The sequence below is a fragment of the Marinobacter sp. NP-4(2019) genome (genome assembly GCF_003994855.1).
Taxonomy (GTDB): domain Bacteria; phylum Pseudomonadota; class Gammaproteobacteria; order Pseudomonadales; family Oleiphilaceae; genus Marinobacter.
Map to the genome: position 1 here is coordinate 3,560,193 of NZ_CP034142.1, position 25,890 is coordinate 3,586,082.

The window sequence follows — 25,890 nt, forward strand, 5'->3', positions numbered from 1 at the left end:
CCCATCAGGCCTTGTCACTCTGCCAGTGGGCAGCTCCAACAAAGATCAATTGAAGGAAGCGGGTCGTCCGCTTCCGGATCTGTTCGATCTGGTAGTCGTCATCGGGTGACACACCCAAGAGGTCGGTCAGGCAGAAAGCCACGGTTCGTACTACCAGATCACAGGTCATTTCCAGCTCGGCGTCACTCAAGTGGTCCGCCAGTCGCAACCGCCTCAGATCGTTGGCCAGTTCACTGGCAAAAAATCGCATTTCACTGCGAATCCCCTCCTGCACGGCCCGACTCTCCCCCGCCAGCCCCTGGGCCATAAAGAAGAAGAAACTACGATTTGCCTGTACGTGGCTGATGAAAATGCCAACGGACTCTTCCATCAGCTTGTCCGCCTGCAACACATTAGCGCGCGCTTCCCGCATCATTCGACGAAGCACGAGTCCGAGCTCGTCAACAAGCTGCAGCCCGAGATCATCCATGTTGCGGAAATGGCGATAGAAGGAAGTGGGTACCACACCTGCTTGTCGGGTCACCTCACGGATACCAAGACTGGCAAAATGGCGCCCCTTACCAACCAGGGTCAACGCCGCATTCATCAATTTCTCCCGGGTCTCACCAGGCTTTCGCCGCTGTTTCTCTGCCATGCCGTCACCGTACCGCCAGTCTCAGTCATACAAGGCACACAAGTGTACACATTCCGGAAAAATAAAGTACATCATGCTTGTCATTTTACGCCAACAACAAAAAGCCTGATTGCCGCCATCTCATTCCGTGTGTACAGTCGTACACATTAGTGAACAACTGTACACAACAGTGCAGACGGAGAGACCAGAAATGTTATCCAGAACCGAAAGAACATCCGCATTACAGTGGCTGGGCAAGCAGCTTTTTAACCGGGAAGACCCGGCTGCCTTTTTTGACCCGCTGCTGGAACGCATCAACCCGATGTGGGTACAACAGTACACACCGGCCCGGGTTGAGCGTATTGAAGACGAGACCGCCGATACCAAAACCTTTGTTCTGAAGCCGGCGAAACGCTGGGACGGATTCAAGGCCGGCCAGCATGTGAACATCTGTATCGATATTGACGGTGTGCGCCGCAACCGGACCTTCAGTCTGTCCAGTGCTCCCGCGCAATGGCACAGCAACGGAATGGTCACGCTGACCATCAAACGCCTGCCAGGCGGCCTGGTGACCAACTGGATGCACGACAACCTGAAGCCGGGCGCCACCATTGGGCTGGGCGAGGCATTCGGTGATTTCCTGATTCCCGAAGCCGGCGAACCTTTGCTTTACATCGCCGGAGGCAGTGGCATCACGCCGGTGTTGAGCCAGCTGGAAACCCTCGCTGCCGCCAACTACGAAGCGCCGGTCACGCTACTGTACTTTGTACGGACCCAGGCGGACATCATCGCCGCGCAGAAGCTGTACGAGCTGCGCCAGAACTGGGACACGCTCACCCTCAATATCATCGCCACTAACGAGAGCGAGACGCCGCGGTTCCTGAAGGACGTGGATCTTGACGAAGTCTCTGGTATAGAGCAGCGCCGTTGCTACCTGTGCGGCCCCAAGGGCCTGATGGATCTGGCCACCGCCCTGCTCACCCAGCGCGGCATCTCCGAAGAGCGGATGCACAGCACCTTCTTTGCGGCACCAAAAGCGGCACTGGATACCGATGCACTGGGTGGTGAGGTTCGCTTCAGCACCAGCGACATCCGTGTGTCATCAGAAGGCGACGCACCGTTACTGGACATTGCCGAGGCCGCAAAACTGTCGCCCCGCTACGGATGCCGCATGGGTATTTGCCACCAGTGCAGCTGCAAGAAAACCAGCGGCACCGTCGTTAATCGTTTAACCGGAAAAAGCTCCGGGCCCGGAGAGGAGAACATTCAATTGTGCGTATCCGTTCCCCAGGGCCCCGTTACCGTCGAGCTTTAATCTACAAGAACAGGAGCACTATCAATGAAACAGATGAACGAAGCACAGCTCAATGAACTCGAGAAAGATCTGAACGCCATCCGCGACGAGGTACTCGCTGATCTGGGTGAGCGCGACGCCAACTACATCCGCCGCGTGGTTCGCCTACATCGCGCCCTGGAAGTGGGCGGCCGGGTGATGATGCCGTTCGGCTTTATTCCCCCGGTTTTCGTTGCCGCTACCGCCATGCTTGGCGTTTCCAAGATCATCGAGAACATGGAAATCGGTCACAACGTCATGCACGGCCAGTACGACTGGATGAACGATCCGTCCCTGCATTCCCAGACTTACGAGTGGGACACTGTCTGCACCGGCGATTCCTGGCGTCTGACCCACAACTACGAACACCACACTTACACCAACATCATCGGCAAGGACCGGGACTATGGTTACGCCCTGCTCCGCCTCAGCGATGACGAGAAATGGCGTCCGGCCCACAGCCTGCAGTTCATCAACTACATCCTGCTGAGTGTGTTCTTCCAGTGGGGCGTGGGGCTGCACGAGCTGGAATTCGAGCGAATTCGCCGCGGTGAGATCAGCCTGAAAGAAAAGCTGCCGTTCCTGAAAGGGTTCTTCCGCAAGGGTGGCCGTCAGGCGTTCAAGGACTACGTGTTCTTTCCGCTTATCACCTTCCCGGTTGCCCCGATCGTCCTGGCAGGCAACATTGGCGCCAACCTGATCCGCAACCTCTGGTCATCCACCGTGATTTTCTGCGGCCACTTCACCCAGGATGCGGAAACCTTTACCGAAGAAGAATGTGAAGGGGAAAGCAAGGGACACTGGTACCTGCGCCAGCTGACCGGGTCGTCCAACTTTTCCGGCAACCGGTTTGTGCACCTGCTCAGCGGCCACCTGAGCTACCAGATGGAACACCACGTGTTCCCGGACCTGCCAGCCCATCGCTACCCGGAGATTTCCGAAAAGGTCCAGGCCGTCTGCAAGAAGCATGGCATTCACTACAATACCGGAAGTTTCGCCAGGCAGTATGGCACCGTGCTCAAGCGCATCCTCAGCTACTCCCTGCCGGATCGACTGCGGGAAAAGTGGACAGCTCTGCCTCAATCCGCCTGAGCGGTTCAGTAACTCCCTAGGCGATCTGCAACAACCTGAGTAACTGCGGCCGATGTTGGTTCTGAACCACATCGGCCAACGTGTATTTGTCCAGAGTTTCCAGAAAGGCTTTCAAGGCTTCGGCAAACATCGATTTCAGCCCACACACTGGCGTAATCCGGCAGGCATTGTTAGAGGAAAAGCACTCGACAATGCTCATATCCTGCTCGGTTTCTCTTACCAGCACACCGATATTGATGTCTTCCGGTGCCATGTGCAGACGGATGCCGCCTTTCTTTCCGCGAATCGTTTCGATATAGCCCTTCTTGTTAAGCTGATGGACCACCTTCATCAGGTGATTCTTCGAGATATCGTAGCTATCGGCAATTTCCTGGATGGTGGCCAGACGATCACCCTGTACTGCCAGATAAATCAGCACGCGCATTGAGTAGTCGGTATAACGGGTGATGTGCATTCATTTACTCCAAGGATGCGAATGAAAAGCTCAATATGACGGCCTGGAAATCAGAAACACCGCCAATCCGATAAAAAACAGACCAAGTCCGGCCAACAGGGCTGTCGATGCGCCTGACAGAAAAAGAATCGACCAACTGATCCCCAACATCACGCAGGCGAGAACCTTGCCACGTACGGGCACGGCCCTCCGTTCTCTCCAGTTCTCAATGGCAGGCCCGAAGGTTCGGTGATTTTCCAGCCATGAGGCGAACTCAGGTGACCCTTTGCTGGCGAAAAAGGCAGCCAGCAATATGAACGGGGTGGTCGGCAATAATGGGAGAAAAACACCCAGCAAACCAAGCCCCGCGAACATATACGCAAGAAATTTGAATACGGCTTTACCCGAAGCGCCACCCATCAGCAAGAGCTCTGTCACCTGTTTATATGCTCCTTAGTCTACCAGCAATCAGTGCACAGGCCTCCCCAGTTGACTCAGCGACACCAATCTCGCCACATAGGCCAGCTTGACTCCCACCGCGAACAGCAACGTTCCGATGTGAGCCAATACCTGGTATGGCATCGCCAAACCGCTGGAGAAAGGGTAAGCCAGTAATACGGTAACGACCAGGCCCACTGCAGACCAAAACATCGCACCATTAGCAAAGGACAGCAACCTCTCCATCACCCCTCCAAAGAAATATACTAATTACATCTTAAATTTTAGATCATATTTTAACCACGCGCAACAGGGAACCAGGACACTGTTTTATACGGAATCAATGCCACAATTTTTGACATATCTCATTCACCTCTTCAATCATTAAGATGTATTGTTTTTACACCTTTTAGAGGAGGGCCATACCATGACCACAACAGCACACCCACTGGACCCAAATGTCCAGATTACAGAGGCATCAAACGACGCCCTGATCGAACACATCCTTACCCGCTTTCATAACGTGCACCGAAAGCAGCTCCGGGATGACCTCATGCAACACATTCACCTCGAAAACGACATTCTTTTCCATCGCGTTGATGGTCGTACAGGAGACGTTCAACATGGCTAAGTACCGCCGCCTGTGGTTGTTACTGATTACGATCGTGGGGATTACCTTCACGTTGCTGGGATACTTCGGTGCGGAGGTCTACCGCGCTGCGCCTCCCATTCCGGACCAGGTAGTGTCAGCTAACGGCGACACCCTGATGACCGAAGAAAGCATTCTCGACGGCCAGACTGCCTGGCAGTCTGTCGGCGGCATGCAACTGGGGTCCATCTGGGGGCATGGTGCCTACCAGGCACCGGACTGGACGGCAGACTGGCTTCACCGGGAGCTGGAAAACTGGCTGGCAATCGCCGCTCAGGAAGAGTACGGGCAGGACTGGCACAGCCTGAATGGGCAAGAGCGGAACGCCCTGCAATATGACCTGAAAACCGAGTACCGCAGCAACAGCTATGACGAAGCCACCGGCACCCTGCACCTGTCAGAACGCCGAACTCGAGCGATTGCTGAAACAGCGGACTACTACAGCCGGTTGTTCAGCAACTCGCCGGAACTTCAGTCTACTCGCGAAAACTACGCCATGAAGGAGAACACCCTGCCGAGCGTCGAGCGCCGTCAGCGGATGACCGAGTTCTTCTTCTGGACCGCCTGGGCAGCGTCGACTGAACGCCCGGGCAGCGATGCTACCTATACCAACAACTGGCCCCATGAGCCGCTGATTGACAACAAACCGACCGCGGAAAATGTGGTCTGGTCAATCGTCAGCGTTGTCCTGCTGATTGCGGGTGTGGGCGGCCTGATCTGGGCCTGGGCATTCCTGCGCAAAGAAGATGAAGAAGATCCCGCGGCTCCGGTCAGGGATCCACTGAGCACCTTTGCCCTGACGCCGTCCCAGAAGGCCCTGGGGAAATACCTGCTATTGGTTGTGGGCCTGTTTACCTTCCAGGTCATGCTTGGCGGATTTACCGCGCATTACACAGTGGAAGGTCAGAGCTTTTACGGATTCAACGTCTCCGAGTGGTTCCCCTACTCTCTGGTTCGCACCTGGCACATACAGGCGGCGCTGTTCTGGATTGCCACTGGTTTTCTGGCCGCCGGTCTGTTCCTCGCCCCCATTATTAACGGCGGCAAAGACCCGAAATTCCAGAAACTGGGGGTCGACGTTCTGTTCTGGGCCCTGGTAGTTGTGGTTGCAGGCTCGTTCATCGGCAACTTCCTGGCCATCGCCCAGATCATGCCGGTCAACCTCAGTTTCTGGCTGGGCCACCAGGGTTACGAGTTTGTCGACCTTGGCCGTCTCTGGCAGATTGGCAAGTTCCTCGGCATTGTGTTCTGGCTGGTGCTGATGCTGCGCGGCATCGTCCCGGCCCTGCGACAGCCCGGTGACAAGAACCTGCTGGCGTTGTTGACTGCCTCGGTGGTGGCCATCGGCCTGTTCTACGGCGCCGGTTTCTTCTATGGCGAACGCACCCACATTTCCATCATGGAATACTGGCGCTGGTGGATCGTTCATCTGTGGGTAGAAGGCTTCTTTGAAGTGTTCGCCACCGCCGCGTTGGCTTTCATTTTCTGCAGCATGGGCCTGGTCTCCCGTACCGTAGCCACCTCCGCCAGCCTGGCGTCTGCCAGCCTGTTCATGCTCGGCGGTGTGCCGGGAACCTTCCACCACCTGTACTTCTCCGGCACCACCACGCCGGTCATGGCGGTCGGCGCCACATTCAGTGCCCTGGAAGTGGTGCCCCTGGTTGTTCTCGGGTACGAAGCCTGGGAAAACTGGAGACTGAAATCCCGCGCTCCGTGGATGGAAAACATCCGCTGGCCGCTGATCTTCTTCGTGGCTGTCGCCTTCTGGAACATGCTGGGGGCCGGCGTACTCGGGTTCATGATCAACCCACCGGTCGCGCTCTATTACATCCAGGGCCTGAACACTACGCCCACCCACGCCCACGCAGCGCTATTCGGAGTCTATGGGTTCCTGGCGCTGGGCTTCTCACTGCTGATCCTGCGTTACATCCGCCCACGTATCGTCTTTGACGAGCGGCTGATGAAAGTGGGCTTCTGGTGGCTGAACATAGGTCTGGTGTTGATGCTGTTCACCAGTCTGCTGCCCATCGGCATCATCCAGTTCGTGGCCAGTGCCAGCGAAGGCCTGTGGTACGCCCGCAGCGAAAGCTTTATGCAGAGCGAACTCCTGCAAACACTGCGCTGGGTCCGCACTGTGGGCGATGTTGTCTTCATCATTGGTGCCCTTGCGGTGACCTGGCAGGTGGTGAAAGGGATTTTCTCCCCGGAGCTGCGCCCTGCCGAGAGCATACCTGAGGAAGCCGCTCCCGAACGGGCGTAGACAGCCCACCCTCAGCGGGGCCCCTGGTGGCCCCGCTGTCGTATCCGGACAAGTGTTACTCCGCCAGAGGTATCGGATTCCTGTCCCCATTCTGCGATAATTGCATTATATTTAATCAAACTTTCAGACAGGGAAACCTGCCAATGCCCCAAGCCAAGCTGACCGACCGTTTTGGGCGCACCGTTAATTACGTGCGCCTGTCCGTCACAGATCGCTGCGATTTCCGCTGCGTCTACTGCATGGCTGAGGAAATGACATTCCTGCCCCGCGAGCAGGTGCTGACCCTTGAAGAGATTGCCCGGGTTGCCAGAACCTTTGTATCACTCGGTACTGAGAAAATCCGGCTGACCGGGGGCGAACCCCTGGTGCGGAAGGACATTCTAGAGCTGGTCAAAGAGATCGGCACTTACGGGTTGCGTGACTTTGCCATGACCACCAACGGCAGCCAGCTGCCCACCATGGCGGAACCACTTCGAAAAGCCGGCCTTAAACGGCTGAATATCAGCCTGGACTCCCTGGACGCCGAGAAATTCAGCCGTATTACCCGCACCGGCAAACTCTCCCGGGTTCTGGAAGGCATTGACGCGGCCAAAGACGCCGGCTTTGAGGGCATCAAACTCAATACAGTCGTCATGAAAGGCGGCAATGACCAGGAAGTGCCCGAGCTGATCGAATTTGCCCGCAAGAAGAAGGTGGACATCACCTTCATCGAGGAAATGCCCCTGGGCGAGATTTCCGAGCATGATCGTGGCCAGGTGCTCTGCACCAGCGATGAAGTCCGCGACATTATCAGCCAGCGGCATGAACTGATTCCCACGCCGGAGGACTCCGGGGGGCCGGCCCGCTATTACCGGATGCCGGACAGCGATGTCCGTGTCGGCTTTATTTCGCCCCACTCCCACAATTTCTGTTCCACCTGCAACCGGGTCAGGGTAACGGTGGAAGGCCGCCTGCTGCTTTGCCTTGGCAATGAGCACTCCGTGGACCTGCGCCGTGTTCTGCGCGGTCATCCGGTGACTGACGACAAGCTGCGGGAGACCATCATCAATTCCATGGACCTCAAGCCTGAGCGTCATCACTTTTCCGCTGAGGGTGATGTTCAGATTCTTCGGTTTATGAATATGACGGGTGGTTGAGGGTCTGGGGGATTACGCCCTGGATCTCTAACTCGGAGTTAACGCCCAGAAGTGGGTGGGCCCTCCGGGATACGCGGTGAATACTTCCCTGTACGCTCGACAAAAACATCCATGTTTTTGACGATCCCGGAGGGCCCACCCACTTCCGGGCTTATTCGACTTTAATGTTCGCCTTCGTGATTATTCATTCCCATTTCTTTATGTGACATGCCCTGGGTCAGATGCTGCATGGTCACATCCTCGAACTCCACAACTTCGCCGCCATACTCATCGGCAAACTCCAACGCTGAACTTTCAGACGCAAATGAAGCCAGGGTTGGCCCCATTGCGCCGGTTCGTTCTGACCCGACCACAAAGAAAGCTTCTCGTGCATCAATCAGTGCAGTGTCGTCCGGACTTTCCCAGCTTGTCTGAGCCATGTCGTGGACGTACAGCGTGTGGTCACGTTTTGCATTTTCAGGCTGTAGCGCCCAGGAGAACATGTCCCGGGTGGAACAGAACTTACGCGTTTCCTGTTCCCTCGCGGTAATGGCCTGACCTTTAGGGCCATCGAAATTGGTGATGATCATGCCACACACATGGCATTCGTCACCGGATTGAAAATGGACCGGATCGGGCTTTTCAGTGACCTGAACTTCAGGTTCCGAACAGCCGGTCAGGAACAGGGCAAACATTACGATCGCCGGCAACGCTTTGGCATTCACAGTACGCATAACTATCTCCGGGTCAGATTCGGCGGCGACGGAACAGGGCCCAGGCGCCGGCCAGGGGGATAACAAACCAGAGCACCAGGGCAAACCACAACCCGGCAGCGCCAATGGGCAGGTCCGTCCCCAGGCTCAGAACGCCGCTTAGCTGGGCACCACCGCCAAAGGCCACGATATTGAGCAGGCGGTAGATATCGGTGGGATTGAGCATCAGCAGCCAGGGCAACAGCTCTGGGTTCAGTTTGCCTTCGCTCGCCACCAGTGTGCCCAACAGCATCAGGTCGAAAATCAATACGAAGAAGAACCAGATGCCCAGGGCCAGGCCGGCGGCTATGGGCTTTTCGCTGACCCGCACACTGATCAGGTATGCCAGGGCGATAAATCCCCAACCCAATAGAATGGTGGAAAGGACAAACCGGAGCATGGCAGTCGCCAGTGTTGCTATGACCACCTCATCCACCAGCACGGCGATAGCCACGCCGGCAACGCCAAACCCGATCAATGTGGCGAGAGCCAGTGTCAGGCCATGGCCAAGGAATTTGCCGAACAGCAACTGCCCACGACTTATCGGATAGGTCAACAACAAGAGCAGCGTACCGCCCTCTTCTTCGCCCACAATGGCATCGTACGCCAATAACAACGCAATCAGGGGAATCAGGAAAATGCCCAGGCTGGCCAGGCTGGCGATGGTTGCCGGAGTGGACGCGTACCCCACCTGCCCGGACGCTGCCGCGCCAAACCATGCAATACCCACGGCGAGGATGGCGAACACCAGGGCAATGGCAATCAACCAACGGTTTCTCAGGCTGTCGCTGAATTCCTTTCGGGCGATGGTCCAGATACTGTTCACTGACCACCCCCACGATGGGCCAGGCCACCGGAACCGATAAAGTGCACATAGATGTCTTCGAGCGTCGGTTGGTGAATACCCAGATCCCTCACTTCGCCGGAATCCAGCAAGGCCTGGATCAACGACATTTTCTCAGAGGGACGGACGTCCACGCGCAGCCGTCCGTTACTGTCATGGGTCATTAATCCATTCCCCGCAGACGCGTCGGCAATCACCTTTTCCAGCGCGGAAACCCCGTTGGCGGGTTCGATGGACAGGGTCACAGCCATGTTCGCCTGTCGACGCAGGGATGCCAGATCACCCACCGCCTGCAGTGCGCCATCGGTCAGAATCGCCGCCCGGTCAATGTAGGGCTCAACCCCCGGCAATACATGGGAACACAACACAATCGCCGCACCCTCATCCCGCAACTTACGCAGCAACCGGTAAAGGTCCGCCGTCGCCACCGGGTCGAGCCCCACGGTGGGTTCATCCAGCATCAGCAATTTCGGCTTGCCCAACAGTGCCTGGGCCAGTCCCAAACGCTGGCGCATACCCTTGGAATAGGTCTTGACCCGTGCGTCCATCGCATCATCAAGCCCGACCTGACCCAGCAGCTCCGGCACCTGCTTCAATGATGCACCTTTCAGGCGGGCGAAGTGGTTCAGAATCTCCCGCCCGGTCAGCTGAGGATAAAACATGACATTTTCAGGCAAATAACCGATGTGCTGGCTTACCTCGGGGGCGCCCGCCTCACCGCCAAGTACAGACACCTTGCCCTCAGTCGGCTTCATCAGCCCCAGAATCAGTTTGATGCTGGTGGTTTTGCCGGCACCGTTATGGCCAAACAACCCAAGAATTTCCCCGGGCTCCAGGCGAAGATCCACACCCCGCAACACCGGCGCCTTGTCATACCGGTAACTCACATTCTCAAGACGGAAACAGCTCATCAGGACTCCGGTCGTAATGGTTCGGGAGGACGCATCAACGGATGCGAATCACTAACACCGGCGGCTTTGACCACAGGAAACGCATTCTGCACCCAGCGCAGCGTATCCACCGCCGGGCTGAACATCAGCACCTTGGCCTCCGGGTAGGTCCACAGTAGCCGGTCAACATTGTCATTGGGTTCATAGGGCACATCGCCGGTGCCATCCTGATTGCGATCCCACCCCAGATAATCACTCCAGTAATTGCCCCGCCCCTCCTTTGACCACTCCTGAGTGCGCGTTGCCACATACTTCACCTGACGCTGATTATTCACGAAGGCATTGCTGAAGACCTCGTTGTCCTCCGAACCCGCCGTCAGATGAATACCGATATTGCTGTCCCGGAACACATTGTTCTCAAACGTGTTGTACAGCGAATTATAAATAAACACCGCCTTGCCCTCAGCCCCGGAAATGGCAACTCCCGCCGTCTCGCCCTGAGACACCCCGGTGACCACATTGCCCCGCAACTCGGAGTTGGTGATGAAATTCATCAGAATGCCGTAGTTCTCATCATTCTCGGACCGGTTATTGACCACCGTCAGATACTTACTCTGCATCAACGCATACCCGGTTCGCGTCCCCCGGGTCACATTGCCTTCCAGCAGGTTATGCATCGAATACATGTAATGAATGCCATAGCGAAGATCCGTCATAAGATTGTTACGGATCTCGTTGTGATTGGCAGTCTCAATATAAATCGCATCCCGGGTCTGACTGATGTCATTCCCCTCAATCAACGCCTCCGTGGTATTGAACAGATGAATCCCGTTTCCCCGATCCTGTGACCGAATAGAAGCATCCCCACGTACACGATTATCACGAACCGTCACATCCTTCGTCGCATCCAGCCAGACCCCAAACGCCGGTCCCTGTAAACGGTTATTCTCGATCACCGCCCCCCGGGCCTCCCGCGCCACAAAAATCCCCGCATCCAGCTCATTCAGATCCCGCCCCCAGTTACGCACCTCACAACCGGAAAACGTCACCTCCTCCGCCAGGATATCCACGGCATTCCCCTGACCACCACCGTCAATCACCGTGTCGGCATGACAGGACACCGTCACACCAGGCACACGGAAATCCAACGACGGAAGTTGCTCGGGAGGCAGCTCAAAGACGGCACCGGGCTCCAGTGCATCAAGCTGTTCTTGCAGGTCCGCATTCGCGGTCAGCGATAACAAGGCGACTGTCAGGGCCACCCCATAACGCAAAATTTGGTACATCAATTTCTCTCTGAGGATAAAAAGACAAGAGGCCAGCACCCAAGGTACGGCAAGCCAAGAGGAGACTGCTTTCCAAAACTGTGCGGAGCCAGGGATGGCGGAGCCCAAGCGCCCCATGGATGGGCTTGAGCGTGTTTTGGAAAGCAGTCTCCTCTTGGCTTGCTTCTCCCAAACCAGAAAGCTGGGGCCCAACCAAGGAGCCCCAACCCAGGTTCAGACAGAAGAAGGTCAGGCCGTCTCCACCAACATGCGCCCACCCATCTCCATATGCAACGCATGACAGAACCAGTTGCAGTAATACCAGTAAACCCCCGGCTTACCCGCCGTAAAGGTCACCGAAGACGTCTGCTGCGGACTGATCTCCATACTCACACCGTGGTTCACCATACAGAACCCATGGCTCACATCCTCAACAGAATCCAGGTTGGTCACATACACCGTAACCTCATCACCCTCCTTCACCTTGAACTCCGTCATCCCGTACTGCGGCGCCACGGACGTCATGTAAACCCGCACCTTGTTGCCATCACGGATGACCTCGTTAGCAGCCTCCAGAGTAATACCATCCTTCTCGGCCTGCTCACGGGCACTGGCAAAGAACGGATCATCACGGGTGTAGATCTTCTTGGTCTTGATCTGATCACGACGAATCAGGATACAGTCGTGGGGTTCCGCGTAGGTCGGACCATCATGCACCAGCTTCATTTCCTCACCGGAAATATCGATCAGCTGATCGTTCTCCGGATGAAGCGGCCCCACCGGCAGGAACCGGTCCTTTGAAAACTTCGACAGCACCACCAACCACTTGCCGTCCGCATCGCGGGATTCGGTCAGTGACGCATGGTTGTGGCCTGGCTGGTAGTGCACATCCAGCTTCTGACGGATGTAATTGGTCTTCTCGCCGTTATAATCCTTGATGGCATCGGCAATGTTCCACTTACACACCTGGCTGTCGATGAACAGCGTGGTGTAGGCGTTACCGCGTCCATCAAAAGTTGTGTGCAGCGGCCCAAGACCAAGCTCCGGCTCTGCCACGATGGCGTCGCGCAGTTCGATCTTGTCATCGAACACATCGTCCAGCTTGTCGATCTGGATAATAGAACAGGTCGGCGACAACTTACCGTTGGCAATGAAGTACTTGCCGTCCGGCGAGGTATTCAGGCCGTGCGGATTCTTCGGTACCGGAATGTAACGGGTCAGCTTCGAGCCGTCACGGCCGTCCACCACAGGTACGTCAGAGTCACCAACGGTCTTGAAGTCGCCATTCTTGACCGCAGCCTCAATGCGCTCGATGTTAAACACCACCACCCAGTCGCGGTCGTTGCGCATGGTGCCGGCCAGATCCACCGCTTTCTCCGAGTTGTAACAGGTGGAGGCAGCGTATTTGCCAGTGTAGTCGGCGTCCGTGTTGTCCAGGTTGCCGTCCACGATTACCTGCCAGGCTACTTCCATGGTGTCCGCATCAATGGCGCTGAACATGGTGTAGCTGTTTTCCAGGCTGTAGTCGCTGCCGTCATTGGGGTGCGGAATCACAAACTCGGCATTGCAGAACACGTATTTGGTGCGAGGCACTTTCTGAAGTCGCAGGCCGTGAATCGCCTGAACATTCGGCACATGGGTGATCTTGTCTGTCTTCATGATATCCAGACGGATACGGGCGACACGGCTGTTGGCCTTGTCGTTGATAAACAGGTACTTGCCGTCGTAACGACCGTCTTCCATGGAAATGTGCGGGTGGTGACAGTCGCCGTTCAGGTAAGTCTTGTCGTGCCCCAGTACGTCCTTGCTCTCGTTGGTGATGCCCCAGCCGGTGGCGGAATCCACATTGAACACCGGAATGCGCATCAACTCACGCATGGAAGGCACACCAAGGACACGAACCTCACCCTGGTGACCACCACTCCAGAAGCCGTAGTATTCGTCCAGCTCGCCGGGAGCAATGTGGGCCTTGTTCTTCGCTTCCGTGACCGCAGCGGCCCAGGACTCCCGAGTCATTACGGCGCCGCCAAGCCCCGTTGCGCCCACAGCGCCAGCCAGTGCGGTTGCGCCGAGGAATTTTCGACGACTCAGCCCGCTCTCTTCCGGGGCGTCTTTACCAAGCTCTTCTCTCTTTTTCATAGCGTCCAACTCCGTTGTCGGTAATGGCGGTATTGCGTGTCGTTTTACTGCTTTTTCAGGTCACCTGAGTGACCGGTATCTGTTCCGGATGGCCCGGCGCGTTATGACCACGGCGCTTGCCGCGTCGTTTCACAATGAGCGGTGGGCATTTGTTGTCATTGAAATAGGTCACCTGGCAATCGAGGCAATAGTGGCACTCCATGTAATTGATCCTGCCATCGGGGTGAATGGCCTGGACCTCACACTCGTGCTCACACAAGCGGCACGGGTTTCCGCATTCCCTGCGGCGTTTGAGCCAATCGAACACTCTCAGCTTGGTGGGCAACGCCAGCGCAGCCCCCAGTGGACACATGTAGCGACAGAAAACCTTGCGGGTGAACAGGTTGACCACCAGCAACAGCACCGCGTAGGTCACGAACGGCCAGCTGCGGTCGAATCGAAGGGTAATGGCGGTCTTGAACGGCTCGATTTCCGCCAGCTGTTCCGCTGTGGACAGCGAGTCCAGGGATACGCCGAACAGTCCCAGAAGAATGAGGTACTTGATGGCCCACAAACGCTCATGAACCGCAAAAGGCAAATCGTACTGGGGCACTTTCAGCTTGCGCGCTATTTCGTTGAGTAACTCCTGAAGAGCGCCGAAGGGACACAACCAACCACAATAGACGGCTCTTCCCCATAGCAACACAATGCCGGCGACGACCGCCCAGAGCACAAACATGACCGGATCGATCAGAAAGGTATCCCAGCTGAAACCGCCGATCAGGCTGTGCACAAAGGTCAGCACGTTCACAATCGACAGCTGTCCCAGCGCATACCAGCCGATGAAGAACAGGGTGTAGGTCAGGAAGGCGTGGCGGATATAACGGATCAGCCTGGGGCGACTGGCCAACCAGTCCTGGAAGAACAGGATCAACAGCAGAACAACAAGGCCCACGCCCAGCACCGCCACCTGGAACTGACGCTGGTACCACACCTGGACCCACAGGGGCTGCGTTTCCAACCACTCTTCTTCTGTCAGCTCGGTCGCAGGCCGGGTGTAGTACTGATCCGGCAGCTGATACTCCAGCGGGAACACCGCAAATTCGCTGTCCAGGGGGCCGGTCTGGCGCTTGACCGACAGCTCGAGCGACCAGGGTGTACCCGGGTCGAAGTTGTATTGCTGGCGGATGATGAAGATCGCCATTTCGGAAAAGCGAGGCATACCCTCCGCGTAGACATCGCTCAGGCGGTGATAATCCAGATCGCGAAAATTGAAGGTATCGCCAAACTGACGCACCTGTATGCGATCGAAAATACCGCCACGCACGTAACCGGAGCCTTTGAACGAGTAGTCTCCGTTGGCCATGACCGCAATGGCGTGTTCGCCTTCTTCCAGCTCGGACATCAACCACTGGAACTGGCTTTCGCCCAACAGGTTTTTGCCGATGCTCGGCACGTTCAGGTAACCGGTGTAGAGATCAATCAGCGCCTCCTCGCGCTCGTCCGGAGCGGCTTCATCAATGCCTTCCGCTTCCGTTCCCTTGAAGGCGTCGTCGACCTGCCCCCGGCTCAGCAGCAATCGGCGTACAGAGCCGTCACCGGTCAGTTCGTCCCAGCTTTTTTCGGTAAATTCACCGGTTCGAAGTTCCGCCATGGGTGGCCTGGAGCCGCTTCCGCCTTCAACCAGCCCCAACTCGGCGCCCACCCGGTGGGCGGTTTTCATGATGACTTCATTGATCACCATCACCGTGACCGTGGCACCGGACAGCCCGTCCACCGATACCCGAGTGTCTGATGAACGGCCGCCCACGGTTACCCGCTGATCTGCCGCCAGCCCGGTGTACTGATCGGTAAAGATATCCAGCTTGCTCTCGGGAATGCCTACCAGAAGAATGGGCTCGTCGTGGGCAATCACTCTTGTGGCCTTGATGGTGCCTTCGGTATCCAGCACCACGATGGCGTTTACCGGTTTGCCGGAGTAGGCCGGTGTCTGCACAAAATCCAGGGTCTGGTAGGCATACCCCAGAAGCTCTTCACCATTTCGAAGTTCCTGGATTGCACGGTTGCCTTCCATGGGTGAAATAGCTGAAACAGAGGGGTACGCCTGCTCGATCACCTGCCGGGCGGCCAGCGGCTCATAGTTTTCGGGGGCCGCGGCCATGGCGGCCATCATCGGAAACAGAACCAGAAACGCCAGCCAGATAACGGATGTGACAGCACGCAGAATAAAACTCACGACACCCCCGGGGATACCTGTTTGAATAGAGTAGCGACAGAGGAAATACTAATTGCCTGGCGCTTCGGGAAATTTGATATTTCTCACTGCGAACGGGCTGCTTAGAAAAACTTAGTAGAGAAAACACAAACTTCAAATACCTCTTTCCGTACACTTACCCTAGAGCGACCGCCTGGCCTTCACGGTCCAGGGGCAGGTAGTTTCCGACATGGCCCAGGCGCACGGATTCCACCATCATGGTGAGCGGCTGCTGCGCTTCATCCGAGGACGGCGCCATGCCTCCGCGACCGGACATGGCTGCAACAAAGACCACATCCCACGCTTGTCCTGTCTGGCGTGACTCTTCAACAAGTGCCTGAAAGTCACTGACTTCATCCGGGGTTTTGTCGACGCATACGACAGGCGTCAGCGCCCCACCTTCCCCTTTTGCAAAGGCAGCCTTCTCGGCGGCCGACGCGTCGTCCGGAAGTTCGGCCCGGCAGAAAACAAACAGCAGGCGTTGGAGCTCTGACTCGGCGTTGGCGGCTTTGAGCAAATCGGAATAGCTGGAAATCATGTTCTGGGTTTCCTGTGATCTGAAAGTAGGGTCAGTCCTGATCATTAATGAGTCGAAGCTGGTGACGGCGCTCGAGAACCATCTGGCAAACCTCGTCCACGGAGTCTTCGCCGTAGCTCTGGCCATAGTGTTTTTTGAAGCCAAAGTCGTACAGGCGGACATGGTCATCCGGAGTAACCCCGACGTTTGTCAGGCACTCTCGTGCACAATGGAGCGGACATCCATCAATCACTACCATCGGGCGTCCGGAGCGCGCGGTTTTGACCAGTGCGGGAACTTTTCCGCCAACGCCGGAGATACAGGACATTTCGAATTCGCCGTCATGATCGAGCCTGACAGCAGCATTGTTGGCGAGCTGAGCCACGTCGGAACACCCGGAACAGGCATAGATCAACGGCCGCAGTTTTCTGGGTTTCATGGTCCCTCCACCTATGGGCTGTATAGCCCCGGAAATTTACTGGCTGATCTGAATCAGCCGGCTGGGGTCCGAAATAAACAGGCGGCTGCGATTGACCCGGACCAGTCCGTTGGATTTCAGATCTGCCAGAATCCGGGAGAAGGTTTCCGGCTGCATGGCCAGGCGTGATGCCACCAGGCATTTAGGCAACGGCAACTCTACTTCACCGCCTTCGCTGGAGCCTTCAGGTAACAGGTCAATCAGGTACCGTATGAGTCGGTCCCGAGCGCTCTGCACGGTCATGATTTCCAGGTCGTGGAAGCGGGAGACGGCGCGCCTGGCATAGTGGCGAAGCGCTGACTGGGTGTATTCGGGCTTTCTCTCCAGCAGTTCCTGGTATGCCTTGACGGGGATCATCAGCACTTCGCTGGATTTGAGTGCTTCGGCGTAACAGGCGTATTTTGCCGGGTCGGCGTAGATCATGACTTCGGCAAAGCAGTCGCCGGGGGCAATACTTTCCAGTGTGCGGTCTATGCCGGAGGCATCCAGGCGATACAGGCGAAGCCGGCCGGAGATCACGAAGAAGAAATGGTGGGCCGGCATGTCCTGACGGTACAGCAGTTGATGATGACCAAGGCGCAGGCGTCTGGACTGTTGCATCAGTGCAGTGAGGTCTGCATCGCTCAGCGATGAGAACAGCGCATGTTGGCGCATGGGAGCCAATCGGTCGTCTTCGTTGAACGCTTTGTTCACCGCGACCAGGACCGGTTTGCTGTATCGTGTTTCGGCGGATTGTAATAGTGCCATGATGTTTGCCTCTGCATTAATAATGCATTTCATATCTGGCTTTTATGGTAGTGGGGCTAGAGGGGGAAATCGCTCCCCCGTTGGGGGTAGTTGGTGGGTTCTTTCTGAGTAATTGATTTACCTCAAAGAAGGGGGAATTTTGCTTAGGGAGCACAGGCCGGCGAGGATCTCCTTTCCAAAACACGCTCAAGCCCATCCATGGGGCGCTTGGGCTCCGCCATCCATGGCTCCGCACAGTTTTGGAAAGGAGATCCCCGCCGGCCTCCCCCACTTGGGAGTAATTTTCCCTTCTATTGCATCAGGGGTGAATCGGGTAATTCCAGGTCAACACCCTCCACACCGGTTTCTGCAGCCAGAACCTGCAGGTATTGACGGAGCGCCCGCCGGGTGACGCTTTCGCTCAGGTACTGTCGTATCTGCGGCTTGACGTGTTCGTAGGGCAACTGTTCGCCGTCTATTCGCTGGTCGATGCGAACGATGTGCCAGCCGTAGCGACTTTCGATCAGTTCCGGGTTGAGGCCTTCCTGGAGGGACAGAACGGGGCGTTCAAACTCTTCCACGGTCTGGCCTTTGCTGATCTGGCCGAGGCTGCCGCCCTGGTGGCGGGATTCGCAGGCAGAGTATTGTTTCGCCAGTTCTGCGAATTGGGCGCGGCCGTCGAGCAGGGAGGACAGCAGTTGTCGGCCGGCTTCTTCCTGGCGGATGCGTTCCTGGACGTCGTCCGGGGCAGCAGCGAGGAGGATGTGGCTGACGGCCATCAGGGTCGGGCTGCGGAATCGGTCTGGGTTGGCGGCATAGAAGCGTTCGCAGTCCCGTTCGCCGGGGTCGGGAACGTCAAGTTCCTGTTCGAGGACGCGGGCGATGCGGTCTTCTTCGTCGGCGATGTCGTCCAGTTGCAGGCGGCTGGCCTGTTGCAGGAGGAGTTCGCGGATGACGAGGCTTTTGGCGGCTTCATGCCAGGCTTCGGCGACTTCTTCGGCCGGGTGGTGTTGCAGTTCCCGGGCGATGTCGTCTTCGTGGATGAGGGTGTCGCCCACGTAGACCGGCGGGAACTGGTTTCTGGGTTTTTCGGCTTCGCCGACGGGGATGAGTTGCATGGTATCAGTCTCCGGATTTGTGTTCTTTGGCCCCCCCCTCTCCCCCGGCCCCTCTCCCGCGAGGGGAGAGGGGAGTTACACAACCCATGCCGCAAGCCAGAGACATACTCGGTGTTTCCCCCTCTCCCCTCGCGGGAGAGGGGGCAGGGGAGAGGGGGTTATTTTTCCCTAAGCCCGCTTGCGCACCACCTGGTACTTCCGTCCGAAATACTCCACCGGCACACTCAACATGTGAACCAACCGGGTGAACGGGAACAGCACGAAGATGGTCAGGCCCAGGAAGATGTGGGTCTTGTAGATCCAGTGCACGTCGGCGATGTAGTCAGCCACGCCGCCCTGTAGGGTCAGGATTCCCTGTGCCCAGGCTGCAAACTTGAGCATGGTGCCGCCATCAAGGTGCCCCATGGTTGGCAATATGGTTGCCAGGCCGAGGACCAGTTGGATTACCAGAATGACGATGATCATGTTGTCCGCAAAGGAACTGCTTGCCTGCACCCGTGGATCGGTCAGCCGGCGCCAGGCCAGCATGGCCCCGCCAATCAGGGCCATCACGCCAGCAATGCCGCCAACCACGATGGCCATGACCTGTTTCTGGCCCGGGGTCATCAGCCAGTCATAGGCCCAGTGCGGTGTCAGCAGCCCTACCAGGTGACCGAAGAAGATCACCAGTACGCCCACATGGAAGAGCCCACTGGCCATGACCATGTTCTTCTTACGCAGCATCTGGCTGGAATGAGCCTTCCAGGTAAATTGCCCCTGGTCGTAGCGTGCCCAGGTGCCAAACACCATGATGGTGATGGCCACGTAGGGGTAGATTCCGAAAATCAGTGTGTTGAGATAGGACATCATCGTTATTTCCTCCTGCGCCGTCAGGCGCTCCCTGCCCGCCGGGGGGTTGCATCCGTCATCAGCTGATCACTGAGGTGGATGGTCTGAGTCTGCTCCAGTTCGCGGCGGCGCTGTCCAACGACGCCACCGCTACTGCAGGAACTGCCCTGGTCATCCACAAATTTCACCATTTCCTCTTCCCAGACCTTGTCCAGGGCTTCCGGGGTGTCGTCGCGTTCCTCGGCGGCTACAATCTGTGCCAGTTCCTGGCGATTGGTCTGGCGGCCGGACAGTTCCAGTAGGGAATCCATCACCACGTGGTAGAGACTTTCGCGCTGGTAGAGTCGTTCACCCAGCAATCCCAGGATGTGGTGGATATCTTCCAGCCAGTTTTTGATCTCCTCCCAGGGGCGGGTGGACAGGTACTCCAAGAACAGCGGGAGGTAATCCGGCAGTTCCTTGGCATCGATTTCCAGGCCGCTGGCACGGTACTGTTCCATCAGGTCCACCATGGCCTGGCCCCGGTCACGGGACTCGCCATGCACGTGCTCGAACAACAGCAGGGACGTCGCCCTGCCTTTGTCGAAGGTACCCACGTAGTTTTCCTGTATATCCAGCAGATCCTGATCACAGACCAGCTCGACACAACGCAGCAGCTGCGCTTTGTGTTTGCGCGGCAGGCGGTTGTCTTCGAGGACAGCGCCTACCAGCACGTCCCTGGATTCCTGTAACTCGGCGGTGGGGTATTCCAGCAGCCTTGCCAGGACTTTCAGTATTTGCATGATGGCCTCCCTATTCCTGCAGCTGCTTCGGATCTACCTGCTTCACGGTAGACAGTTTCTGGACCATGCTGGTGGTCTGCTTGCGGCCACCAAACATGCTGAATTCGCTGTCGCCGTTGCAGCCGTCGCCAAAGCTGAAGCCGCAGCCATTGCGCTCGCCGTAAGCGGTGGCGTCAGGGAACGCCTCCTTCGCCAGTTCGCGATGGCTGGTGGGGATCACAAAGCGATCCTCGTAGTTGGCAATGGCCAGGTAGCGGTACATTTCGTCGGCCTGGGCCTTGGTCAGTCCTGCTTCCTGCAATGCCCGCAGGTCTTCCTTGCCTTCCACGGTTTCTGCCCGCTTGTACAGACGCATAGCCATGATCCGCTTGAGTGCGCGGACGATGGGTTTCTCGTCACCGGCGGTGAGCAGGTTGGCCAGGTACTTCACCGGAATCCGCAGGCTTTCGATCTTCGGCAGTACGCCGTCGAATTCGACCTTGCCGGCTTCCGCCGCAGACTGGATCGGGCTCAGTGGCGGCACGTACCAGACCATCGGCAGGGTGCGGTATTCCGGGTGCAGCGGCAGGGCCAGCTTCCAGTCCACCGCCATCTTGTACACCGGGCTTTGCTGGGCGGCCTCAATCACGTTCATAGGTATGCCGTCTTTGCGCGCCTGTTCGATCACTTTCGGGTCGTTCGGATCCAGGAAGATCTCCAGTTGCTTCTCGTACAGCTCATGCTCCCCCGGGGCGCTGGCCACTTCCTCGATGCGGTCGGCGTCATACAGCAGCACGCCCAGGTATCGAATGCGGCCTACGCAGGTCTCGGAGCACACAGTCGGCATGCCGGCTTCGATACGCGGGTAACAGAAAATGCACTTCTCGGACTTGCCGGTTTTCCAGTTGAAGTAGATCTTCTTGTAGGGGCAGCCGGACACACACATCCGCCAGCCACGGCACTTGTCCTGGTCGATCAGCACAATGCCGTCTTCTTCCCGCTTGTAGATGGCGCCGCTGGGGCAGCTGGCCACACAGGCGGGGTTCAGGCAGTGCTCGCACAGGCGCGGCAGGTACATCATGAAGGTGTTTTCGAACTGGCCGTAGATATCGGCCTGCACCTGGTCGAAGTTCTTGTCCTTACGGCGCTTGGCGAATTCGGTGCCCAGAATTTCTTCCCAGTTGGGCCCCCATTCGATCTTCTTCATGCGTTGACCGGAGATCAGCGAACGGGGCCGGGCCACAGGCTGATGCTTGCTGTCCGGTGCGTTATGCAGATGTTGGTAATCGAAATCAAACGGCTCGTAGTAGTCATCGATTTCCGGCAGGTCCGGGTTGGCGAAGATATTCGCCAGTACCCGGAAACGGCCACCGATGCGGGGGCGGATCTTGCCGGAGCTGTCGCGCATCCAGCCGCCCTTCCACTTGTCCTGATTCTCCCATTCTTTGGGATAACCAATACCGGGCTTGGTCTCGACGTTGTTAAACCAGGCGTATTCCATGCCTTCACGGCTGGTCCATACATTTTTGCAGGTGACGGAACAGGTGTGGCAACCAATGCACTTGTCCAGGTTCAGCACCATGCCGACTTGGGAACGGATTTTCATTTTACAGCCTCCTGAACAGTGTCATTGCCTTCACCGTCGAGCCAGTCGACGTTGTGCATCTTGCGCACGACCACGAACTCGTCGCGGTTGGAACCCACGGTGCCGTAGTAGTTGAAGCCGTAGGAATACTGGGCGTAGCCGCCGATCATATGGGTCGGTTTCGGGCAGACCCGGGTGACCGAGTTGTGGATACCGCCGCGGGTGCCGGTCACTTCGGAGCCAGGCACATTCACGATCCGCTCCTGGGCGTGGTACATCATCACCATGCCCGGCATGACCCGCTGGCTGACCACCGCCCGGGCCGCAATGGCGCCGTTGGCGTTGAACAGTTCAATCCAGTCGTTGTCTTCCACACCGATGTCCCGGGCATCGTCTTCACTCAGCCACACTATCGGACCGCCGCGGGACAGGGTCAGCATCAGCAGGTTGTCGCTGTAGGTGCTATGGATCCCCCATTTCTGGTGCGGGGTGATCCAGTTCAGCGCTTTCTCCGGATTGCCGTTGGTGCTCTTACCCAGCATCGGCGCTGCTGCCTTGGTGTTGATGGGCGGACGGTACACCAGCAGACTCTCGCCGAAGGCGCGCATCCACTCGTGGTCCTGGTAGAACTGCTGACGACCGGTCAGAGTGCGCCAGGGGATCAGTTCGTGGACGTTGGTGTAGCCCGCGTTGTAGGACACATGCTCGTCTTCCAGGCCAGACCATGTGGGGCTGGAGATGATCTTGCGCGGTTGCGACACAACATCCCGGAAGCGGATTTTTTCCTCTTCCTTGTTCTTCGCCAGATGGGTGTGGTCCAGACCTGTAAATTCGGACAGAGCCGCCCACGCCTTTACTGCCACCTGACCATTGGTTTCCGGCGCCAGGGAAAGGATGACTTCCGCCGCATCAATGGCACTTTCAATCTTCGGACGGCCAGCGTTGGCGCCCTCATGATGTTTGTGATTCAGGTCACCGAGGAAAGTCACTTCCTTCTCGGTGTTCCAGTTGATGCCTTTGCCGCCATTGCCCAATTTATCCATCAACGGACCGAGCGAGGTAAAGCGCGCATAGGTGTTCGGGTAGTCACGCTCAACGGTAATGAAGTTGGGCGCGGTTTTGCCCGGAATCAGGTCGCATTCACCGCGCTTCCAATCCTTTACATCAAAGGGTTGGCCCAGCTCGGCTGGCGCATCGTGCAGCAATGGCAAGGTGACCACGTCTTTCTCCAGGCCCAGGTGGCCTTCAGCAGCTTTGGAGAAGGATTTGGCAATGCCCTTGTAGATCTCCCAGTCGCTGCGGGCTTCCCAGGCAGGGTCAGTAGCGGCCGTCAGCGGGTGGATGAACGGATGCATATCGGATGTATTCAGGTCGTTCTTCTCGTACCAGGTGGCCGTCGGCAGAACGATGTCGGAATACAGGCAGGTGGTGGACATACGGAAGTCCAGGGTCACCAGCAGGTCGAGCTTGCCTTCCGGCGCTTCCTCGTGCCATTTGACCTCTTGCGGCTTGACGCCCCCTTCCTTACCCAGGTCCTTGCCTTGGACCCCGTTGGTCGTACCGAGCAGGTACTTCAACATGTATTCATGCCCCTTACCGGAGGAGCCCAGCAGGTTGGAGCGCCAGATGAACATGTTACGCGGATGGTTTTCCGGCGCTTCCGGATCTTCACTGGCAAAGGCCAGGGAGCCATCTTTCAGGGATTGGGCCACATAATCGGACACCTCCATGCCCGCCTTTTCCGCTTCCGCGGCAATACCCAGGGGGTTGCGATTCAGTTGCGGCGCTGACGGCAACCAGCCCATACGCTCGGCACGCACATTGTAGTCAATCAGGCTACCGCCAAATTTTGACTTGTCCGCCAGCGGGGACAGAATCTCATCAACCCCCAGCTTCTCGTATCGCCACTGACCGGTGTGGGCGTAGAAGAACGAGGTACCGTTCATGTGACGCGGCGGACGCTGCCAGTCCAGGCCGAAGGCCAGTGGCTGCCAACCGGTCTGTGGGCGAAGCTTTTCCTGGCCGACATAGTGGGCCCAGCCGCCACCGCTCTGACCAATACAGCCACACATGATCAACATGTTGATCAGGCCGCGGTAGTTCATGTCCATGTGGTACCAGTGGTTCATACCGGCACCGACGATGACCATGGAGCGCCCCTTGGTCTTGTCCGCGTTGTCAGCGAACTCTCGGGCAATACGGATCACCTTGTCGGCGGGTACGCCGGTGATCTTTTCCTGCCAGGCCGGGGTATAAGGCTTCACTTCATCGTAAGAGGTCGCGCCGTCATCGTCGCCCAGGCCGCGACTGATGCCATAGTTGGCGACCATCAGATCGAATACGGTGACCACGCGGCCTTCGCTGCCGTCAGCCAGTTGCACTTTGCGGCTGCCGAGCTTGTGGGTCAGGGTGTCGCTGATTTCCACGTGCTGGAAGTGATCGTGTTCGATACCACCAAAATAGGGGAAGGCAACGTCCACCACTTCATCGTGCTTCTCGACCATGGACAGCTGCAGCTCCACATCGCTGCTGCTCGCGGTCTGCTTCAGGTTCCACTTACCCTTCTCACCCCAGCGGTACCCGATGGAGCCATTGGGCGCAGTCAGCTGGTTGGTGTTCTCGTCGATGGCGATGGTTTTCCACTCGGGGTTGTTCTCTTCCCCGAGACCATCCACCAGATCACTGGCGCGCAGAAAACGTCCCGGCACATAGCGACCGTCGTCACGTTGCTCCAGCATGACCAGGTATGGCATGTCGGTGTAGCGGCGTACGTAGTCGGTGAAATATTCGCTGGGCTTGTCGACGTGGAATTCTTTAAGAATTACGTGGCCCATCGCCATACCCAGGGCCGCATCGGTGCCCTGCTTCGGATTCATCCACTCGTCGGAGAGCTTGGAAACTTCGGCGTAGTCCGGGGTAATGGCAACAGTCTTGGTGCCCTTGTAACGCACTTCGGTAAAAAAGTGGGCATCCGGGGTACGGGTCTGGGGTACGTTAGAGCCCCAGGCGATGATATAGCCGGAGTTATACCAGTCGGCGGATTCCGGCACGTCGGTCTGCTCCCCCCAGGTTTGCGGGGAGGCCGGCGGCAGGTCGCAGTACCAGTCGTAGAAACTCAGGCAGACACCACCAATCATCGACAGATAGCGGGCACCTGACGCATACGACACCATCGACATGGCCGGAATCGGAGAGAAGCCGATGATACGGTCAGGACCGACTTCCTTGGCGGTGTAAACGTTGGCGGCACCGATCAGTTCATTGACTTCGTCCCAGTTGGCACGGACAAACCCACCCATACCACGGCGCGGCTTGTATTCGGCAGTCTTCAGGGGATCTTCAACAATAGAGGCCCAGGCTTTGACCGGATCTTTGTGTTCAGCCTTTGCCGCCCGCCAGAGCTTGATGAGGCTCTTGCGCATCAGCGGGTACTTCAGGCGGTTGGCGCTGTACATGTACCAGGAATAACTGGCACCACGGGGGCAGCCGCGGGGCTCGTGATTGGGCAGATCCGGGCGGGTACGGGGGTAGTCGGTCTGCTGGGTTTCCCAGGTGACCAAACCGTTCTTTACGTAGATTTTCCAGCTACAGGAACCGGTGCAGTTAACACCATGGGTAGAACGCACGATCTTGTCGTGCTGCCAGCGCTGGCGGTAGCTATCTTCCCACTCGCGACTGACGTCGTGGGTTTCGCCGTGGCCGTTCGAGAACGGCTCGCGCTTCTTCCTGAAGTAATTCAGTTTGTCGATCAAATGACTCATGGTCTCTCTCCATCTGCCCGTCTGCCGGATCACTGTTCTGATGCAGCTCCGATTTGAGAC

General features: G+C 57.3%; 22 protein-coding genes. 4 read left to right on the top strand and 18 right to left on the bottom strand.

Features of this window, described 5'->3' with window-relative positions:
* Positions 1–4: 4 nt before the first annotated feature.
* Positions 5–634 carry a TetR family transcriptional regulator gene (locus tag EHN06_RS16240; RefSeq protein ID WP_127333569.1) on the bottom strand — a complete coding sequence of 210 codons (630 nt, stop codon included), beginning with the start codon at positions 632–634 and terminating at the stop codon, positions 5–7.
* 190 nt (positions 635–824) lie between these two features.
* On the opposite strand from EHN06_RS16240, the gene EHN06_RS16245 reads away from it, so the two are divergent.
* Together EHN06_RS16245 and EHN06_RS16250 are read left to right on the top strand one after the other, a co-directional pair.
* Positions 825–1,928 (top strand): ferredoxin reductase, encoded by a 1,104-nt coding sequence (locus EHN06_RS16245; protein WP_127333570.1) that lies wholly within the window; start codon positions 825–827, stop codon positions 1,926–1,928.
* A gap of 24 nt (positions 1,929–1,952) precedes the next feature.
* Complete coding sequence (locus EHN06_RS16250) at positions 1,953–3,038, top strand: fatty acid desaturase family protein (RefSeq protein ID WP_127333571.1); 1,086 nt, start codon at positions 1,953–1,955, stop codon at positions 3,036–3,038.
* 16 nt (positions 3,039–3,054) lie between these two features.
* Here the strand turns inward: EHN06_RS16250 and EHN06_RS16255 are convergent, their stop codons facing one another.
* The 3 genes from EHN06_RS16255 to EHN06_RS21205 all read right to left on the bottom strand — a co-directional run bounded on the left by EHN06_RS16255 (position 3,055) and on the right by EHN06_RS21205 (position 4,534).
* Entirely contained in the window at positions 3,055–3,492 is a 438-nt protein-coding gene (locus tag EHN06_RS16255; protein WP_127333572.1) for an RrF2 family transcriptional regulator, read from the bottom strand.
* 30 nt (positions 3,493–3,522) lie between these two features.
* Positions 3,523–3,909 (bottom strand): YbaN family protein, encoded by a 387-nt coding sequence (locus EHN06_RS16260; RefSeq protein WP_323053012.1) that lies wholly within the window; start codon positions 3,907–3,909, stop codon positions 3,523–3,525.
* Between the two features lie 478 nt (positions 3,910–4,387).
* Positions 4,388–4,534, bottom strand: coding sequence for a hypothetical protein (locus EHN06_RS21205; protein ID WP_164735622.1), 147 nt, complete (start codon positions 4,532–4,534; stop codon positions 4,388–4,390).
* Between EHN06_RS21205 and EHN06_RS16270 the strand changes: the two genes are divergently transcribed.
* Positions 4,533–6,818 (top strand): nitric-oxide reductase large subunit, encoded by a 2,286-nt coding sequence (locus tag EHN06_RS16270; RefSeq protein WP_127333574.1) that lies wholly within the window; start codon positions 4,533–4,535, stop codon positions 6,816–6,818. The two genes, EHN06_RS21205 and EHN06_RS16270, sit on opposite strands and share 2 nt — an antisense overlap.
* Positions 6,819–6,961: 143 nt before the next feature.
* Positions 6,962–7,954, top strand: coding sequence for a GTP 3',8-cyclase MoaA (moaA, locus tag EHN06_RS16275; RefSeq protein WP_127333575.1), 993 nt, complete (start codon positions 6,962–6,964; stop codon positions 7,952–7,954).
* A gap of 161 nt (positions 7,955–8,115) precedes the next feature.
* Here the strand turns inward: moaA and EHN06_RS16280 are convergent, their stop codons facing one another.
* The 14 genes from EHN06_RS16280 to EHN06_RS16345 all read right to left on the bottom strand — a co-directional run bounded on the left by EHN06_RS16280 (position 8,116) and on the right by EHN06_RS16345 (position 25,830).
* The gene (locus EHN06_RS16280) at positions 8,116–8,667 is read right to left on the bottom strand and encodes a nitrous oxide reductase accessory protein NosL (RefSeq protein ID WP_206075672.1); all 552 of its coding nucleotides are present in this window, start codon (positions 8,665–8,667) and stop codon (positions 8,116–8,118) included.
* A gap of 13 nt (positions 8,668–8,680) precedes the next feature.
* Entirely contained in the window at positions 8,681–9,511 is an 831-nt protein-coding gene (locus EHN06_RS16285) for an ABC transporter permease (RefSeq protein ID WP_127333576.1), read from the bottom strand.
* Positions 9,508–10,440 carry an ABC transporter ATP-binding protein gene (locus EHN06_RS16290; protein WP_127333577.1) on the bottom strand — a complete coding sequence of 311 codons (933 nt, stop codon included), beginning with the start codon at positions 10,438–10,440 and terminating at the stop codon, positions 9,508–9,510. The genes EHN06_RS16285 and EHN06_RS16290 overlap by 4 nt, the downstream gene beginning before the upstream one ends.
* Positions 10,440–11,705 carry a nitrous oxide reductase family maturation protein NosD gene (locus tag EHN06_RS16295; RefSeq protein WP_127333578.1) on the bottom strand — a complete coding sequence of 422 codons (1,266 nt, stop codon included), beginning with the start codon at positions 11,703–11,705 and terminating at the stop codon, positions 10,440–10,442. The genes EHN06_RS16290 and EHN06_RS16295 overlap by 1 nt, the downstream gene beginning before the upstream one ends.
* A 228-nt stretch (positions 11,706–11,933) precedes the next feature.
* Entirely contained in the window at positions 11,934–13,823 is a 1,890-nt protein-coding gene (nosZ, locus tag EHN06_RS16300) for a TAT-dependent nitrous-oxide reductase (RefSeq protein ID WP_127333579.1), read from the bottom strand.
* A gap of 55 nt (positions 13,824–13,878) precedes the next feature.
* Complete coding sequence (gene nosR, locus EHN06_RS16305) at positions 13,879–15,975, bottom strand: transcriptional regulator NosR (RefSeq protein ID WP_127334476.1); 2,097 nt, start codon at positions 15,973–15,975, stop codon at positions 13,879–13,881.
* 217 nt (positions 15,976–16,192) lie between these two features.
* Positions 16,193–16,594 carry a ribonucleotide reductase subunit alpha gene (locus tag EHN06_RS16310; protein ID WP_127333580.1) on the bottom strand — a complete coding sequence of 134 codons (402 nt, stop codon included), beginning with the start codon at positions 16,592–16,594 and terminating at the stop codon, positions 16,193–16,195.
* Between the two features lie 31 nt (positions 16,595–16,625).
* Positions 16,626–17,012, bottom strand: coding sequence for a putative zinc-binding protein (locus EHN06_RS16315; protein WP_127333581.1), 387 nt, complete (start codon positions 17,010–17,012; stop codon positions 16,626–16,628).
* Positions 17,013–17,048: 36 nt separating this feature from the next.
* A complete protein-coding gene (locus EHN06_RS16320) occupies positions 17,049–17,798 on the bottom strand; it encodes a Crp/Fnr family transcriptional regulator (RefSeq protein ID WP_127333582.1) in 750 nt (249 codons plus the stop codon).
* 290 nt (positions 17,799–18,088) lie between these two features.
* The gene (locus EHN06_RS16325) at positions 18,089–18,895 is read right to left on the bottom strand and encodes a peptidylprolyl isomerase (protein ID WP_127333583.1); all 807 of its coding nucleotides are present in this window, start codon (positions 18,893–18,895) and stop codon (positions 18,089–18,091) included.
* A 168-nt stretch (positions 18,896–19,063) separates the two neighbouring features.
* A complete protein-coding gene (narI, locus tag EHN06_RS16330; RefSeq protein WP_127334477.1) occupies positions 19,064–19,741 on the bottom strand; it encodes a respiratory nitrate reductase subunit gamma in 678 nt (225 codons plus the stop codon).
* Between the two features lie 23 nt (positions 19,742–19,764).
* Entirely contained in the window at positions 19,765–20,505 is a 741-nt protein-coding gene (narJ, locus tag EHN06_RS16335; RefSeq protein WP_127333584.1) for a nitrate reductase molybdenum cofactor assembly chaperone, read from the bottom strand.
* 10 nt (positions 20,506–20,515) lie between these two features.
* The gene (narH, locus tag EHN06_RS16340; protein WP_127333585.1) at positions 20,516–22,090 is read right to left on the bottom strand and encodes a nitrate reductase subunit beta; all 1,575 of its coding nucleotides are present in this window, start codon (positions 22,088–22,090) and stop codon (positions 20,516–20,518) included.
* Positions 22,087–25,830, bottom strand: a complete 3,744-nt coding sequence (locus EHN06_RS16345) for a nitrate reductase subunit alpha (protein WP_127333586.1) — start codon at positions 25,828–25,830, stop codon at positions 22,087–22,089. The genes narH and EHN06_RS16345 overlap by 4 nt, the downstream gene beginning before the upstream one ends.
* Positions 25,831–25,890 lie beyond the last annotated feature (60 nt).